The organism is Corynebacterium sp. MSK008 (genome assembly GCF_030232585.1).
Classification (GTDB): Bacteria; Actinomycetota; Actinomycetes; order Mycobacteriales; family Mycobacteriaceae; genus Corynebacterium.
On sequence record NZ_JASPJX010000010.1, the window covers coordinates 75,269 to 90,332 of the forward strand.

Annotated in this window: 14 protein-coding genes; 9 read left to right on the plus strand and 5 right to left on the minus strand. The window is 66.4% G+C overall.

Features of this window, described 5'->3' with window-relative positions; all coding sequences use genetic code 11:
* Positions 1–5 precede the first annotated feature (5 nt).
* Both brnQ and QP996_RS09155 read right to left on the minus strand, forming a co-directional pair.
* Positions 6–1,436, minus strand: coding sequence for a branched-chain amino acid transport system II carrier protein (gene brnQ, locus QP996_RS09150; protein WP_284872337.1), 1,431 nt, complete (start codon positions 1,434–1,436; stop codon positions 6–8).
* Between the two features lie 88 nt (positions 1,437–1,524).
* The gene (locus tag QP996_RS09155) at positions 1,525–2,646 is read right to left on the minus strand and encodes a MalY/PatB family protein (RefSeq protein WP_284872338.1); all 1,122 of its coding nucleotides are present in this window, start codon (positions 2,644–2,646) and stop codon (positions 1,525–1,527) included.
* Positions 2,647–2,740: 94 nt separating this feature from the next.
* Here QP996_RS09155 and QP996_RS09160 point away from each other — a divergent pair, with 94 nt between their 5' ends.
* Together QP996_RS09160 and QP996_RS11865 are read left to right on the plus strand one after the other, a co-directional pair.
* Complete coding sequence (locus QP996_RS09160; RefSeq protein ID WP_284872339.1) at positions 2,741–2,995, plus strand: type II toxin-antitoxin system Phd/YefM family antitoxin; 255 nt, start codon at positions 2,741–2,743, stop codon at positions 2,993–2,995.
* The gene (locus tag QP996_RS11865; protein WP_350309513.1) at positions 2,988–3,383 is read left to right on the plus strand and encodes a type II toxin-antitoxin system VapC family toxin; all 396 of its coding nucleotides are present in this window, start codon (positions 2,988–2,990) and stop codon (positions 3,381–3,383) included. Before QP996_RS09160 ends, QP996_RS11865 begins: the two co-directional genes overlap by 8 nt.
* Before the next feature lie 8 nt (positions 3,384–3,391).
* On the opposite strand, the gene QP996_RS09165 is transcribed toward QP996_RS11865, so the two are convergent.
* On the minus strand, positions 3,392–5,272 hold the full coding sequence (locus tag QP996_RS09165; RefSeq protein WP_284872340.1) for an ABC transporter ATP-binding protein: 1,881 nt from the start codon (positions 5,270–5,272) through the stop codon (positions 3,392–3,394).
* A gap of 72 nt (positions 5,273–5,344) precedes the next feature.
* Between QP996_RS09165 and QP996_RS09170 the strand changes: the two genes are divergently transcribed.
* Positions 5,345–5,941 carry a hypothetical protein gene (locus QP996_RS09170; RefSeq protein WP_284872341.1) on the plus strand — a complete coding sequence of 199 codons (597 nt, stop codon included), beginning with the start codon at positions 5,345–5,347 and terminating at the stop codon, positions 5,939–5,941.
* On the opposite strand, the gene QP996_RS09175 is transcribed toward QP996_RS09170, so the two are convergent.
* Positions 5,938–6,711 carry a carboxylesterase family protein gene (locus tag QP996_RS09175; protein ID WP_284872342.1) on the minus strand — a complete coding sequence of 258 codons (774 nt, stop codon included), beginning with the start codon at positions 6,709–6,711 and terminating at the stop codon, positions 5,938–5,940. The genes QP996_RS09170 and QP996_RS09175 overlap by 4 nt on opposite strands.
* A 32-nt stretch (positions 6,712–6,743) precedes the next feature.
* Between QP996_RS09175 and QP996_RS09180 the strand changes: the two genes are divergently transcribed.
* The 4 genes from QP996_RS09180 to QP996_RS09195 all read left to right on the plus strand — a co-directional run bounded on the left by QP996_RS09180 (position 6,744) and on the right by QP996_RS09195 (position 10,275).
* Complete coding sequence (locus QP996_RS09180) at positions 6,744–8,699, plus strand: M3 family metallopeptidase (protein ID WP_284872343.1); 1,956 nt, start codon at positions 6,744–6,746, stop codon at positions 8,697–8,699.
* A gap of 62 nt (positions 8,700–8,761) precedes the next feature.
* Complete coding sequence (locus QP996_RS09185) at positions 8,762–9,946, plus strand: chymotrypsin family serine protease (RefSeq protein WP_284872344.1); 1,185 nt, start codon at positions 8,762–8,764, stop codon at positions 9,944–9,946.
* Positions 9,946–10,110, plus strand: a complete 165-nt coding sequence (locus QP996_RS09190; protein WP_284872345.1) for a hypothetical protein — start codon at positions 9,946–9,948, stop codon at positions 10,108–10,110. Before QP996_RS09185 ends, QP996_RS09190 begins: the two co-directional genes overlap by 1 nt.
* A gap of 24 nt (positions 10,111–10,134) precedes the next feature.
* A complete protein-coding gene (locus tag QP996_RS09195) occupies positions 10,135–10,275 on the plus strand; it encodes a hypothetical protein (RefSeq protein ID WP_172796724.1) in 141 nt (46 codons plus the stop codon).
* Here QP996_RS09195 and malQ read toward each other — a convergent pair.
* A complete protein-coding gene (gene malQ, locus QP996_RS09200; RefSeq protein WP_284872346.1) occupies positions 10,272–12,407 on the minus strand; it encodes a 4-alpha-glucanotransferase in 2,136 nt (711 codons plus the stop codon). The two genes, QP996_RS09195 and malQ, sit on opposite strands and share 4 nt — an antisense overlap.
* A 53-nt stretch (positions 12,408–12,460) precedes the next feature.
* On the opposite strand from malQ, the gene QP996_RS09205 reads away from it, so the two are divergent.
* Positions 12,461–14,299 carry an AMP-dependent synthetase/ligase gene (locus tag QP996_RS09205; RefSeq protein ID WP_284872347.1) on the plus strand — a complete coding sequence of 613 codons (1,839 nt, stop codon included), beginning with the start codon at positions 12,461–12,463 and terminating at the stop codon, positions 14,297–14,299.
* Positions 14,300–14,386: 87 nt separating this feature from the next.
* Entirely contained in the window at positions 14,387–15,055 is a 669-nt protein-coding gene (locus tag QP996_RS09210; RefSeq protein WP_284872348.1) for a hypothetical protein, read from the plus strand.
* Positions 15,056–15,064: the final 9 nt, after the last annotated feature.

The following is a 15,064-nucleotide window of genomic DNA, read 5'->3' on the forward strand; positions in this document are numbered from 1 at the left end:
CCGTACTAGTCCTTTGCTTGCAGCACGGGGACAGCGTCGCCTTCCGCGGACAGGTCCTCGCCCTCGACAGATTCCATCGTGCCCGGGATCATGGCGGGCTTGGGGCGGACAAAGTCTACGACCAGGCCGATGGCAAACGCGATGACCACCGGCACGACCCAGCCGAGACCGGCGTCGAACATCGGCGCCCACTGGACGATCGGGGTCAGGGCGTCCGCGCCCCACTCCAGGGAGATGAACGTCTCGATGGCGGACCACACCACCGCCGTCCACAGCGGCACGAAGAACGCCCAGCTGAAACGGGTGCGGGCGCGAAACGCCGGCTCGATAAGCGTCAGCGCGATCAGGGTGATCGCCGGCGGGTAGAGGAAGCCGATCACCGGGGCGGCAATCGCCATGACGAACTCCAGGCCCTGGGTGGCGATCACCATGGAGGTGACCGCGAAGATCACGGCCCACACACGGTAGGAGCCGGGGAACTGCTCGGAGAAGTACTCGCCGGTCGCGGTGATCAGGCCCACCGCGGTGGTCAGGCAGGCCAGCAGCACGATCGCGGAGAACACGGCCTGGCCCGCGCCGCCCATGGTCAGGTTGGCGGCCTCAGCCAACAGCCCGGCGCCGTTGTCGAACTCGCCGGCGCTCGGCATCACGCGGCCGATCAGCCCCAAGCCGATGTAGACCAGGCCCAGCATGATGCCGGCGCCCACGCCGGCGGTGATGGTGCCGCCGACGAGCTCCTTGCCCTCGTTGAAGCCGCGGTGGCGCAGGGTGGAGATGACCACGATGGAAAACGCGAGTGCCGCAATCGAGTCCATGGTGAGGTAGCCCTCGAGCAGGCCGGCGGTGAACGGGCCGTCGTCGTAGGGCTCGTTCGGCGCGGCCGGTTCAGCGGTCCAGCGGAACGCGGACACCGAGATCATCACGATCAGCAGCACCAGAAGCGCCGGGGTGAGAAACTTGCCCAGCTTCTCCATGATGGTGGTGGGGTTCCAGGACAGCGCGAGCGCGATGCCGAAGAACAGCACGTTGAAGATGCCGGAGGCGGCAAAGGACTCGAAGCCGAACAGCGGGGTGATCGCCGTTTCGAAGGAGACGGCGCCGGTGCGCGGCAGCGCGTAGAACGCGCCGATGGACAGGTACGCCAGCACCGGGAAAACCACACCGAAGATGGAGCCGGCGCGCTGCGCCAGGTCGCGGAGGTTCGAGCCGGACAGCGCAATGGCGATCACGGCCAAAACCGGCAAAAGCGATGCGGTGGCGAGGAAGCCGAGCAGCGCCGGCCAGAAGCTGTCGCCGGCTTCCACGGCCAGCATCGGCGGGAAAATGAGGTTGCCCGCGCCGAAGAACATCGAAAACAGCGCGAGGCCGGTGACGACGACAGCGCTGGTGGAGCGCTTCGAGCCGCCTTCAGGCTGTGACACCACTGTGGAACCCATGGTCGTTCCTCTCTAGTTGGGTTGGAGTTCTCTAGAGTCTAAACCACCCGACCGTCAGATGGGAACGGGGTTCCATTAAGTGAAACGCCTACAGCTTTGCGACGGCTCCGCCAATCCGCCGCATCGCTTCTTCCAGAATCTCCGGTGACGTGGCAAAGTTCAGCCTTGCGCGGTGCTCGCCGCCCGGGCCGAAGTCCATCCCCTCGTTCATGGCCACCTTGGCGTGGCGGCGCAGCCACGCGGCGGGTTTTTCGTCGACAAGCTTGGTGTTCTTGAAGTTCAAAAACATCAGGTAGGTCGCCGCCGGCACCTCAATCTCGATGCCCGGCACCGCCTTTGGCAGGTTTTCTACGAGCCAGTCGCGGTTGGCCTTGAGCTGGGCGATCTCCTCATCCAAAAATTCGCGGCCGTGGTCGTAGCAAGCCTCCGCCGCGACGATGCCCAGCGTGCCCACGCCGTCCTTGGCCACCCCCGACATCGCGTTCCAGGTTCGCACATCCTCGTCGTTGGAAAAGATCATCTGCGCGCACTTCAGCCCCGCGACGTTCCACGCCTTGGACGTCGCCGTGACCGTGATGCACACATCCGGGTTGTTCGCCGCCGCGCAGACGTGGGTGCCGTCGTAGACCAGCGGGGCGTGGATCTCGTCCACGATCACCCGGGCGTTGTACTTGCGCGCCAGCGCGCAGACCTCGTCGAGCTGCGCTTCAGTGAAGACGTAGCCGCCCGGGTTGAACGGGTTGGTCACGATGATGCTGCCCGCGCCGTTTTGGAACGCGGTTTCCACTTCCGCCAGGTTGAGGCCCCTGGCGGAGCTGACGTCGATACGCTTGCGGCCCGCGACCTCCGCCACATCCAAGAACGGGAAATAGGCGGGGACCGGGACCACCACATCGCCCTCGGTGAAGTACTGGATAGCCAGCATCACGCCGCGCACCACGTCCGCGACCGGGAAGACTTTCTCCGCGTCAGGGCGCCAGCCGTAGCGGTCCGCGTAGAAGTCGGCGACCGCCTCGCCCAGGCGGTGCGCGTGCGGGGCGGGGGTGTAGCCGAACATCTCGCGCTCGGCAGCGTCCACGATCGCCTGCTTCACAGCGGGCGCGGTGGGGAAATCGCTCTCCGCGATAAACAGCGGCAACACGTCAGGGTTGAACTGCGTCCACTTCCTCGTGCCGCGGGCTTGCAGGGTTTCTAGGTCGGGGAATTGCATGGGGCCTACGGTAGCGCCGGGGTGGGAAGGACTCGACAGTTTGATTCGGGGTTACCCCCTTCCTCATCGTGGCACACGGTGCTACGGTCGGATCATGACAGAGATGATCAGCCAGCGAGAGTTGAGAAACGACAGTGGGCGGATCATGCGTGCGTTAGTTCAGGGGGAGACATTCGTGATTACTAGTAATTCGCATCCTGTGGGGGAGCTGCGGCCACTGAAGAAGCCGAGATTCGCGAGGAAAGACGACCTGATTGCTGCCCTCGAAGGGGCTCAGAAGGTGGACTTCAAACAGTTCCGAGAGGACATAGACGCGTACGTAGACCAAGGAATTGAGCCTCGTGGGTAGTAAGGGCTTACTTGATACGTCTGTGCTGTTTTCCCTCGACGAGATAGATCCGGAGGAGCTCCCAGACTCGTGGTCCATCTCAGCTATCACGTTGGCGGAAATTCAAGCTGGGCCGGCAGCAGCGAAGGATCCCGTTGAAGTAGCGAGGCGGGCGAATCAAGCGCATGTAATTAGCGAACTCGTCGACTGCATTCCTTTTGATGCACGCGCTGCTCACGCATATGCAGTCATTTACGCTGCGGTGATCCAGTCGGGTAGGAAACCGGCACGCCGAGCATTCGATCTGTTGATCGCGAGTTGCGCGATGGCGGAGGGCCTCGACCTTTACACTCGCAACCCAGCTGATTTTCGGGGTCTCGAAGAGCTGATCCGGATAGTCGCAATCTAGTCAGCGCGCTACGCCTCGTCGCCATCTGCCTCGTCCTCGCCGTCCCCGCCGTCGACGTGGAACCCGAACGCCTTGAGGCGCTTCCGGTCCGCGGCGGAGGACGACGCTGTCAGGCGCAACAGCTCGGAGTAGATGCCGCCGGAGACAGCCAGCTCTTCCGGGGAGCCGATCTCGTCGACGTGGCCGTCGCGAAGTGTGATGATCGTGTCCACCCCCGCGATGGTGGACAAACGGTGCGCGATCATGATGGTGGTGCGGCCCTCCATCAGCTGGTCCAGCCCGGCCTGCACCGCGCGCTCGGCCTTGGTGTCCAGGGCGGAGGTGGCCTCGTCCAGGATCAGAATCGGCGCGTCCTTGAGCATCGCGCGCGCCACGGCGACGCGCTGGCGCTGCCCGCCGGACAGGCGCAGGCCGCGCTCGCCGATGACGGTGTCGTATCCGTCGGTGAACTTCATGATGAACTCGTGCGCGTTCGCCCGCTTCGCCACCTCCACGACTTCCTCCAGCGTCGCGTCGGGCTTGCCGTAGGCGATGTTCTCAAACACGGACCCCGAAAACAGTGCGGCCTCCTGGAACACCACGCCGGTGGTGGCGCGCAGCTTCTCCACGTCCAGCTCGGACAGCTCCTCGCCGCACACGCGCAGCCGGCCGCGGGTGATGGGGTACAGCCCCAGCAGCAGGTTCACAATGGAGGATTTGCCGCCGCCGGATTCGCCGACAAGCGCGATGGTTTCGCCTTCGTGGGCGGCGAAGTTGACGCTGTGAAGCACAGGCTCGCCGTCCAAATACTCGAAGGTGACGTCCTCGAACGCGATCACCGGCTCGCGCACCTGCAAAGGAGCCTGCTGCTTTGCGACGACCTCCGGCATGCCCGACGCCTTCGTCGCCGCGACGAGCTGTCGGTTCGCCGTCGGCTCGACCGGCTCGTCCATCACCTTGAAGTAGTCGCGCGAGCCGGCGATGGCGCGCTGCGCGGAATCTACGATCCAGCTCATCATCGTCACCGGCTGGCGCGCCATGGTGACCATCTGGATGAGCATGACCATCTCGCCGACGGTGAAGTGCCCGTGCAGGGTGCGCGTGAACAGGATCAGGTAGATGCCCAGGAAAATCAGGTTCATGGCCACGCCGCGCAGCGTGTCCATGGAGTGCCACCAGCGCGACTGGGGGCGGGTGATGTCCACGGTGTTGGTGTAGTGGCGGCCGAACTTCTCCAGCTCGCGCACCTCCGCACCGTAGGATTTGGTCACCTTCACCTGCCCCACCACCTCGGCGAAGCGGCCGTTGCCCTCGTCGATGTTGGCGTTTTTCTCCTGCTCAAAGACCTGCCAGCGCTTCGACGTCAGCGCGGTGAGCCAGGTGTACAGCGGGAACAGCAGCGCCAACAGCACCGTCAGCGGCCAGTAGTAGTAGGCGGTGATGACCAAAATCGCCGCCACCTGCATCAGCATGGGCAGAAAGTTGTTAGTGAACGACTGGATGAACTGCGTGACGTTGGCGATCGAGCGGTCCAGCCGGGCGATGATCGTGCCGGTGACCTGGTTGTCGTAGTAGCGCTGCGGCAGCGCCAGCAGCTTGGCAAAGTAGCGCGTGGACAGGATCTGGCGGATCCGGGCGACCATCACGTCGCCCAAATACCCGGAGACGTTGCGCAGCACCGAGGCCAACGCCTCGGCGACGAAGAGTGCCACGGCGAGCCAGATGACGGTGCGGGTGGGGTCGGGTAGGGAGGCGTCGCCAAGCTTGGCCACGATCGTGTCCGTCGCCTCCCGAATCAGAAACGGCGAGACCAACCCCAAACCCGCCACCAGCGTCGACACCACCACAACGGCGACATAAAACGGCCAAAGGGCAGAAGCACTGCGGATGACGCGCATCAAAGACTGCATAATTTCGACACCCTACTAGGGCTGTAAAGTGGGGCAGAACTGTCAAAACCACCCCGAGAAGAAGAGGCGCACATGTCCCACCTCACCCGCCGCCCCAAGGCCGCACTGACCGCCGCAGCCCTGGCAGCCGCCTTGGCGCTTTCCGCCTGCGCGGACGCCGAGATGGGGGAGGACACCATCAGCTCCACCCAGGTCACCGCCGCCGAGGACGCCCCGCAGGGCCAGGCCGACGACCGCATCGGTGTGCAGCGCAAGTCCTTCGAGGTCAACGAGGCGGATCCGCTGGTCAGCGACGAAATCAACGGCGAGCGGGTGGAGGACCCGGCGATGGAGCTGTCGTACAAGTGGCAGGGCTCCTCGTACGCGCCGAACGGCGGCTCGGTCGTGGTGGTGGCGATCACCAACGAGTCGGACGCGCCGCTGCCGGAGGACGCGCTCGAGCCGAAGCTGCGCTACAACGTCAACTCCACCTCGAACCCGGACATGAAGGACGCGAAATTCGTCCCCATCGCGGAGGAGGCCGGCGTGGACATCGTGGGTCTGGACCGCCCGCTGGGCCCGGGTGCGACCGTGAACGCGAAGTACCCCTTCGACGTGTCCACCGGCAACCTGTGGGACGCGGAGTTCACCATCGGCAACGTCACCTTCAAGGGCAACCTGAACAACTAGCGGGCAAATTCCGCGATCGCGCCGGGGTCCAGCGTGTCCTCGACGCGCACTACCGCGAGCTCGGCAAGTTCGGAGGCATCGTGGGGGTGCGGCCCCATTGGTCCGAAGAACTTTGCGTATCGACGGTAGCTCCGCCCCACCCTGCCAGGCCGATTTTCCGCCAACTCGTTGAGCTTTGCACGCGTCAGCGGCGCGGACAGCAGGTAGCGCACGATCCACTTGCGCTTCTCATACGGCGCGCGCGGGAAGACCGGATCCGCGGCCCACACGCGGCGGAACTCGCCGGCGTAGTGGTCGCGCCGGCATAGCCACAGCGCCACCGCCGCCTCTTCGCCGGCGCCGACGACGGTGACGTTGGTGGGATCACCGCCGAAGGCTTCGATGTTGCGCTGGATCCAGCGCAGTGCGAGCTGAACGTCGGCGACACCGCGGAAGTGCCCGATGGCGTCGGCGGCGAAGGGCAGAAACCCTTCGAAGCCGTCGCGGTGGGGCACGTGCACGTGGACGAAGCCGTCGCCCAAATCGGCCGGGGCTGACAGCCAAACAATCACCGGGAAGTCCGTCCCCGCCCGCGCGCCGAGCGGGGCACTGATGGAGAGTGCGTTGGGGTGCGGCGCGGTGGCGTCGATAAGCAATCCCTGCTTCAAGGGCACCGGGGCGTCGAAGGGGCGCGCCTTTTCCAGGAACGGGATGGCGTCGAAAAGCTTCGCATTATCGCGCACCTCGCCCACAATGGTGCCGGCCGCGCATGTGATCTCCGTTTCGCCCATGCGGCAGATCGTATCCGCATACACTGACCGCCATGACAAACCCGCTTCTAACCCCCTCGACCCTGCCGTACAACCTGCCGGACTTCGCCGCGATCCGCCTGGAGCACGTGGAACCCGCGTTCGAAGAGGCGCTGAAGCGCCACGCCGCGGAAATCGCCGAGATCACCACCGCAGACGCGCCGACGTGGGCCAACACCGTCGAAGCCTTCGAGCTGGCCGGCCAAGACTTGGACCGGGTGATGTCCTGGTTCTTCAACCTGCAGGGCACCGACGCCACCGACGAGTTCGACGCGGTGGCCGACCGCATCGTGCCGAAGCTGTCGGCGCACGTGGACTCGATCTACCAGAACGATGCGCTCTACCAGCGCATCAAGGGCGTCGACGTGCCGGAGGACGCCGAGTCGCAGCGGCTCCACGACGAGCTGCTGCGCCGCTTCACCCGCCGCGGCGCCGACCTTGACGCCGCCGGGAAGTCGCGCCTGCAGGAGATCAACCAGCGTTTGAGCGAGCTGTCCGAGCGCTTCGGCCGCAACCTGCTGGCGGACACGAAAAAGCTCGCGGTGGAGTTCACCCGCGATGAGCTCGCCGGTTTGTCCGAGGGCCAGCTCGCCGCCTACGAGGACGACGGCCGCTATGTGGTGCCGATTGAGCTGCCCACCACCCAGGCGCTGCAGTCGGAGCTGGAGGAGTCTTCCGCGCGCCACAAGCTTTTCGACGCCTCCCGTGCCCGCGGCCGCGACACCAACCCGGAGATCGTGCTGGAGTCGGTGGCGCTGCGGCAGGAACGCGCGAAGCTGCTCGGCTTTGACACCCACGCCGACTACGTCATCGCGGAGGAAACCGCCGGCACCGCCGCGGCAGCGCGCCAGCTCATCGCGGACCTGGCGCCGGCGGCCGCCGCGAACGCTGAGGCGGAACGCAAGCTCGCCGGCGAACTGGCCGGCGAGGAGCTCGGCGGGGCGGACTGGCCGTACTGGCAGGCCAAGCGCCGCGAAGAGGAACTCGGCATCGACGAGGCGGAGCTGCGCAAGTACTTCCCGCTCGAGCAGGTGCTCACCGACGGCGTCTTCTACGCCGCGAACCTGCTCTACGGCATCACGGTGGAAAAGCGCGAGGATTTGGCCGGCTACCGCGAGGACGTGGACGTCTGGGAGGTCAAGGAGGAAGACGGCACCGGCATCGGGCTGCTTTTGACCGACTACAACGCCCGCTCGTCCAAGCGCGGCGGCGCCTGGATGAGCTCGTTTGTGGACCAGTCCCACCTGGCCGGCACGAAGCCGGTGGTGGTCAACGTCATGTCGATCAGCTCCAACCTGCTCACCATCGACGAGGTGACCACCCTGTTCCACGAGTTCGGCCACGCCTTGCACGGCCTGCTCTCGGATGTGCGCTACCCCTCGCACTCCGGCACCAACGTCCCGCGCGACTGGGTGGAGTTTCCCTCCCAGATCAACGAGAACTACGCCTTTGCCCCGGAGATCGCCCGCAACTACGCCCGCCACGTGGACACCGGCGAGGTCATCCCCGCGCCGCTTCTGCAGGCGATGGAGGCCTCGCGCCAGTTCGGCCAGGGCTTCACCACCGCCGAGTACCTCGCGGCGAGCGCGATCGACCTTGCGTGGCACTCGCTTGCCGGCGACATACCGTCGGACATCAACGCCTTCGAGGACAACGTCCTGCGCGAGTACGGCCTGGACGTCGAGGGGCTGGAGCCGCGCTACCGCTCCACCTGGTTCAACCACATCTTCGCCGGCGGCTACTCCGCGGGCTACTACTCCTACCTGTGGGCCGAAGCACTGGACGCGGACGGCTACCAGCTCGTCGCCGAGGAGGGCATCAACCGGCAAACCGGCGCGAAGTTCCGCGAGACGATCCTGTCCAAGGGCTCCTCGCGCGACTACGCAGAGGCCTACCGAGAATTCCGCGGCCGCGACAAGGACACCCGCCCGCTGCTTCAGCGCCGCGGGCTCGCAGGTTCCGACGTGTAATTGCGCGGGTCCGTGCTGTACAGTTCGGGGAAACCTTTAAAAGACAAGACAAGGAAAGCTGTATGGCGAACGGAACAGTGCGACGCCCCCGCGTGGGCGCACGCGTCGCCGCGCTCGTCGCAGCGTCCGCGCTGGCAGCTTCCGGTCTCGGGGCGGGGGATGAGGCGCCGGCGGCGGAACGTCTCGTCGTGAAGCAAGGTGCCCGCATGTTCGTGGACAACCTGCGCAACGACACCCTCACCGCCTGCACCATCGGCTACAACGACCCCGCGCAGCGCCGCAGCTACACCGCCGGACACTGCGCCGACAACGGGGCGATGGTCTACCTCACCGACGACAACGGCCGCGAAATGTCCACCCCAGCCGGCGTGATCTACCCGGCCGCCGCCTACTACGGCGCCTCCAACGCCAACGACTGGGCAGTGATCTACTGGTTCAACAGCGTCGAAATAGGCGCCAACACCTTCGGCGGCAAGTACGTGCCCATCGAGACCCTCGAGCCCGGCGAAACGCTGTGCTACCACGGCTACGCCTCCCACGGCGGCACCACCGAGGCTGCGTGCGGGCCGTACGTGGGCATGCTCGAGAAAACCATCTACTTCGACGCCCCCGGCATGCCCGACTACGGCGACTCCGGCGGGCCCGTCTACGCGCCGGGCCGCGGCCTCGTCGGCGTCATGTCCGGGGCGAACGCACTCGTGGACGAGCGCGGCGAGGAGGTCGTGGGCTTCGAGCGCGCCAGCTCGCTTCGAAGCGGCGCGCCTTACGACGACTCCGCCATCGACACCTTCCTGCGCTCCCACTACGCACAGCGCTACGCACCCCCGGCGAAGACAACGTCGCCCACGCCGGCAGTGCCGTCTCCGGTGCGCAGCACCGTGGTGAACCCCGTCGCGGAGGTCACGCGCGAGCAAACGCCCGCCGCCGACGCGCCGGGGGCGTCGCCGGCCGCGGCGGGGGAGACCTCCGTGTCGGGTAACTCGATCCGCATCTCGGGGCCCACGAAGAAGACCGTGGTTATCCCGGCGGCCACGTTGCAGCCGCCTGTTCCAACCGGCGCGGCCACCCCGTCGAGCGTGCCCAGCGAAGCCCCCGTCACCCCCGAGGCGCAAAAGAAGCAGCGCGAAAGCACCGAGGACAACGACCGCGACCGCCAGGTCGCCAACGCGTTGCTGATCACCCTCGGCGTCGTAGCCACCGTGGCGGTGCTCGTGCCAGCGGTCGGCTACATGATGGGGCTGATCTGATGAGCAGCGCGCTGCTCGGCTGGATGATGGGCTTAAGCCCCTGGCTGCAGGTACCCGGGATCCTCGCCGTGGCCGCGCCGGTGTGCGCCGCGGTAGGTTACGCGCTGCTGCGCCTCGTCGACGGCGTCGCGCATGCCGCCGCGCGCCTGTTTTCCCGCCGCTAGCCCGCGGCGCTAGGCTTACACACCATGGCCAACCCCGAAGAGCTGCGCAAGCAGGACCAGAAGCTGCCCAAGCCGCAGCGCAAGTACCCGCAGTCGCGGGTGACCCAGGTGATGTGGGTGCTCATCGCGCTCGTCGTCGTCGCGGCACTGGCCGGGGCGCTCTAGCGCGCGCTCGCTTTGGCGATGCGCGTGAACAGCGCGATGTCGGGGAGGTCTTCGATGAGGACGGGGGTACCGGAGGCGTCGCAAAGCGGAATGCACCAGTTGGAATACATCTCGCGGTTGGTGCCCGGCTGGTTTTGAATGCGGGTGTCGCCCACCATGTCCACCAGGTTCGTGCACGTCATCGCGGACGGGGTGGAGGCGATAAACCGCGTCAGCCCCTCGACGAGGGCGTCCACGTCGTCGTACTCCCCGAGGTCCCGGTCGAGGAAGTCCACGTCAGCGAGCGGGGAGTTGTCGAACGCCCCCTCCGCCTGGGCTGCGGCGAGCACCTGCGAGATCCACACGGCGTCGGTGGCGTTGAGTTCCTCCAGCGACTCTTTGACCAGACCCAGCTCGTGGCGCAGCGCGTTGTGCGCGCCCTCCAAGTAGCCGGCGGTGGGCGGCAGGTCGTGGGTGCCCACGGCCGTCAGCGCGAGGTTGCGGTACTGCTGCGACGGGCGCGGCGCCTCCGGCGGCACGGACTCGAACCACAGCACGGAGGTGCCGAGGATGCCCTTGTCGCGCAGCACGTCCTGCACCCACGGCTCGAACGTGCCCAGGTCTTCGCCCACCACCACGGCACCGGCGCGCTGCGCTTCCAGCACTAGCACGCCGACCATGGCCTCGAAGTCGTAGTTCATGTACGCGCCGTGCATGGGTGTGTCCATGCGCGGCAGCCAGAACAGGCGGAACAGCCCCAACACGTGGTCCACTCTGATCCCACCCGAGTGGCGCAGCACCGTGCGCAGCAAATCGCGCCACGGCCCGTAGCCGGCTAAAGCCAGCTGCTGGGGGTTCCACGGCGGCTGCGACCAGTCCTGGCCCTGCTGCGAGTACTGGTCCGGCGGCGCGCCCACAGAAGCGTCGGGCACCAGCACCTCGTGCAGCGTCGCCGCGTCCGCGCCGCCGGGGTGGATCCCCACCGCCAGGTCCGTCATGATGCCCAGCCGCATCCCGGCCGCCACCGCGCGCTGTTGCGCCACGCGGCGCTGCTCGTCGGCGATGAACTGCAGCCACATGTAGAACTGCACCAGCTCCTGCGGGTCCTCGCCGGCGTGCTTCGGCGCGCCGTGGTGCTCAGACTCGCTCGCTTGCGCCGCGCACCACTCGGCGAACTGGCGCAGCCCTTCGCCCTCGTCCAGGCAGAACAGCTCGAAGTCGTGCGTGCGCGCCTCGTCCGCCGCCGAAAGATGGAACAGCGTGCGCAGCGCCGCCAGCTTCGCGGCGAAAATCCGGTCGCGCTCTAAGGGGGCTGCGGTGTGGTTCATCGCCTTCAAAGGGGCAGCAAGCTTTGCGACGTCCTCCCGGTCCCCCTCGTCCAACAGCCCATATTCCGGCACCTGCTCTACCGCGATGTAGATCGGGTTGACAAACCGGCGGGAGGTGGGCAGGTACGGCGAGTCCTCGATCGGCGGGACGGGCTCGGCGGCGTGCACCGGGTTGATCAGCAGGTAGTCCGCGCCCTCGGCCGCGACCGCCTCGGCGATCGCGCCGAGGTCGTTGAAGTCGCCGATGCCCCAGGAGTTAAGCGAGCGCACCGAGTACAGCTGCGCCATCACGCCCCACACCGGCTCGCGCACAACCTCGGCGTTGGTGGACAAGGACGCCGGCACCACGATCAGCGGGCAGACCTCGTCCAAGTTGTCGGACTCTAGGTGCAGCTCGTGGTAGCCCGCCGGCAGATCGCCCGGCACGTGGAAGGTGGCCTCGCCCCACACCACGCCGTCGGCGGCGGTGAACGGCGGGGCCCAGTTCTCGTCCTGGTACGCGTCGCGCGACGAGCCGTCCTCCAGCCGGATCCAGCAGTGCGCCCAGTGCCCGTCGTGCACGTGGACGTTGAAGTGCTTCTCCGCGCCCTCGGTGGCCACCACGCACGGCGGCATGGGTCTGGTCGCCCAAAATTCTCTGCGGGCATCGAGGTGGAATTGGAGTTCTTCGTCCGACGGGTCGTCGTTAAGCGAAAGCCCCAAGGCCCGCAGCAGCTTGATAAACGACTCGGCGGGCGGCTCGGTGACCAGCCCGTTCGAGGCGCGGTAGGACGTGCCGAAGCCATAGGACTCGGCGAGGGCGTGAAGCAGGGCAACGTTGGTCACGCCACGCATTGTGCCAAAGCTCGGGCCCGCACGCTGGGGTAGTGTTGGGCACCATGCCTTCAAACGCGCACACCACGGAACTTGGATTCACGCTCACAGACACGGACACGTGCCTCAGCCGGCTGATTCGCACCTGCGAGCAGAGCCCTCACCTGGTGCTGTACTACCGGCCGCGCAACTACGAGTGGGTCTCGGTCACGGCGGCGGAATTCTTGGAGGAGGTCTACGAGGTCGCGAAAGGCCTGATCGCCGCGGGCGTTGAGCCGGGGGACCGCGTGGCCATTTTGTCGTCGACGCGCTACGAGTGGTCGCTGGTGGACTTCGCCATCTGGGCCGCCGGCGCCGCCTCGGTGCCGATTTACCCGTCGAGTTCGATGCACCAGATCCAGTGGATCCTGGAGGATTCCGGCGCGAAGATCGCTTTTACTGAAACGCGCGACCACACCCAGCTGATGAGCCCGTTTCTGCTGGACGAGACGGGCAAGCCGAAGTTCACGGACTCCCCATCAAAGCTCGAGCGCATCTACGAGTTCAACGCCGCGGGTGTGGAGACGCTGAAGTTTGAGGGGCGCGACGTCGAGCAATCGCTTATCGACGAACGCGTGGCCGCCACCCGCCACCACACCCTGGGCTCCATCGTCTACACCTCCGGCACCACCGGCCGGCCCAAGGGTGTGGAGATTTCCCACGGCAACTGGGCGTACCAGTGCTGGGCGCTTTTGGAAAACGAGATCGGCTCGGTGTCCTTTCCCGGCCAGCGCATGGTGACGTTTTTGCCGCTGGCGCACGTGTTGGCGCGCGCGGTGTCGCTGGCGTGGACGATCTCGGGCGCGACGCAGTCGCACTGGTCCGACACGTCGACGCTGACAGTGGAGCTGCAGCGCGTGCGCCCGAACCTGGTCGTGGGCGTGCCGCGCGTGTTTGAGAAGGTGCGCGAGGGCGCCTACAACAAGGCCGCGGACGGCTCCGCGATTGGCAAGCGCATGTTCTTGGAGGCCGAGAAGGCCGCCATCGAGTACTCGAAGGCGCTGGACACCGATGAAGGCCCGTCGCGGGTGCAGAAGGCGAAGCGGGCGGTGTACGACAAGATCGTCTACGGCAAGGTCAAGGAAGCCATGGGCGGGTCCATCTGGTACGGCATCACCGGCGGGTCGGCGATGAGCGCGGACCTGTCGCACTTCTTCCGCGGCATGGGCGTGCCGGTCTACGAGGGCTACGGCCTGACCGAAACGTGTGCCGCGGCGTGTGTGAACAACGCCCACGGCAACAAAATCGGCACGGTGGGCCGGCCGGTCAACGGCTACTCGGTGCGCATCAACGACGACGGCGAGATCGAGTTCAAGGGCCCCGGCGTGTTTGACAAGTACTGGCGCAACCCGGAAGCCACCGAGGAGGCGCTCACGGACGGCTGGTTCAACACCGGTGACCTCGGCGAGGTGGACGAAGACGGCTACGTCTCCATCACCGGCCGCAAGAAGGACCTGATCGTCACCGCCGGAGGCAAGAACATCTCCCCGGGCCCGATGGAGGAGATCATCCGCCAGGACCCGCTGATCTCGAACGCGCTGGTGGTCGGCGACGGCAAGCCGTTCGTCGGCGTGCTGGTCACCCTCGACGAGGAGGAGCTCAAGCGCTGGAAGGCCAACCGCAACATCCCGGCGAACAAGAAGGTTGCCGAGCTCGCCCAGGACCCGGCGCTGCGCGCGGAGGTGCAGGACGCGGTGAACTTGGCAAACGCCACCGTGTCGCGCACCGAGGCGATTAAGAAGTTCCGCATCCTGGACCGCGACCTGTCTGAGCAGCACGACGAGATGACCCCGACGATGAAGGTCAAGCGCAACGTGGTGTTCCAGCGTTTCCAGGAGGACATCGACAAGCTGTACCAGCGTTAGTTCGGCGCGCCTTCCTTCCACGCGCGTGGCTGTGGCATAGCATGCCAATTTGTCACTTCCCACAGGCGTTTCCAAGGAGGGCTCGCGATGCACAAGACTGCCGCCGTGCTGCGTCACCGCGAGCTCACGCAGGAGATTTACAACATCGGCGACGAGGTGGCTGAGTACGCCGAGCACCTCGCCGAGGCGATTGCGGATTACGACGGCGAGCTCACCGAGGACTGCCTCGCCGAGTTCGTGGAGATCGTCGACGACGCCCGCCAGGACGCCCGCCGCGTCGTCGCGGAGCTGATCGGTTTGCGCCAGGCGCTGACCTCCGGCCGCGCCGCCGGCCACCTGTCCGCGGGCGCGAAGCCGGAGGAGCGCATTCCGGAGCCCGAGCTTCTCGACGCCTCCGGCTTGCAAGACCTCTTCCCCTTACAAGCCCCGTTTTCGGTGCAGACCATGCAGGACGCGCTCACCGGACGCACCGACTTGGTGGTGCAACACTTAGGCGAGATTGTGTCGTACTGCCTGGAGCAGACCGATATGGTCGCCCGCGAACTCGGCGTGGTGTCGCTGCCGCAGATGTACGCCCGCGTCGGCGAGATCGTCGAAGAGGCCGTGGTGGGCTGGGTGGAGACCGTCTGCGTGGACCACCCGGCGTTCGTGCGCACCATGCGCGGGTCCAACCCGCCGGAGTTTTTGGAGGAGCGCGCCCGCATCGACCGGATCGTGGCCAAGGTCGCCGCGAAGCGTTCCCGCCGCGGCGCCTAGCCTTAAGGC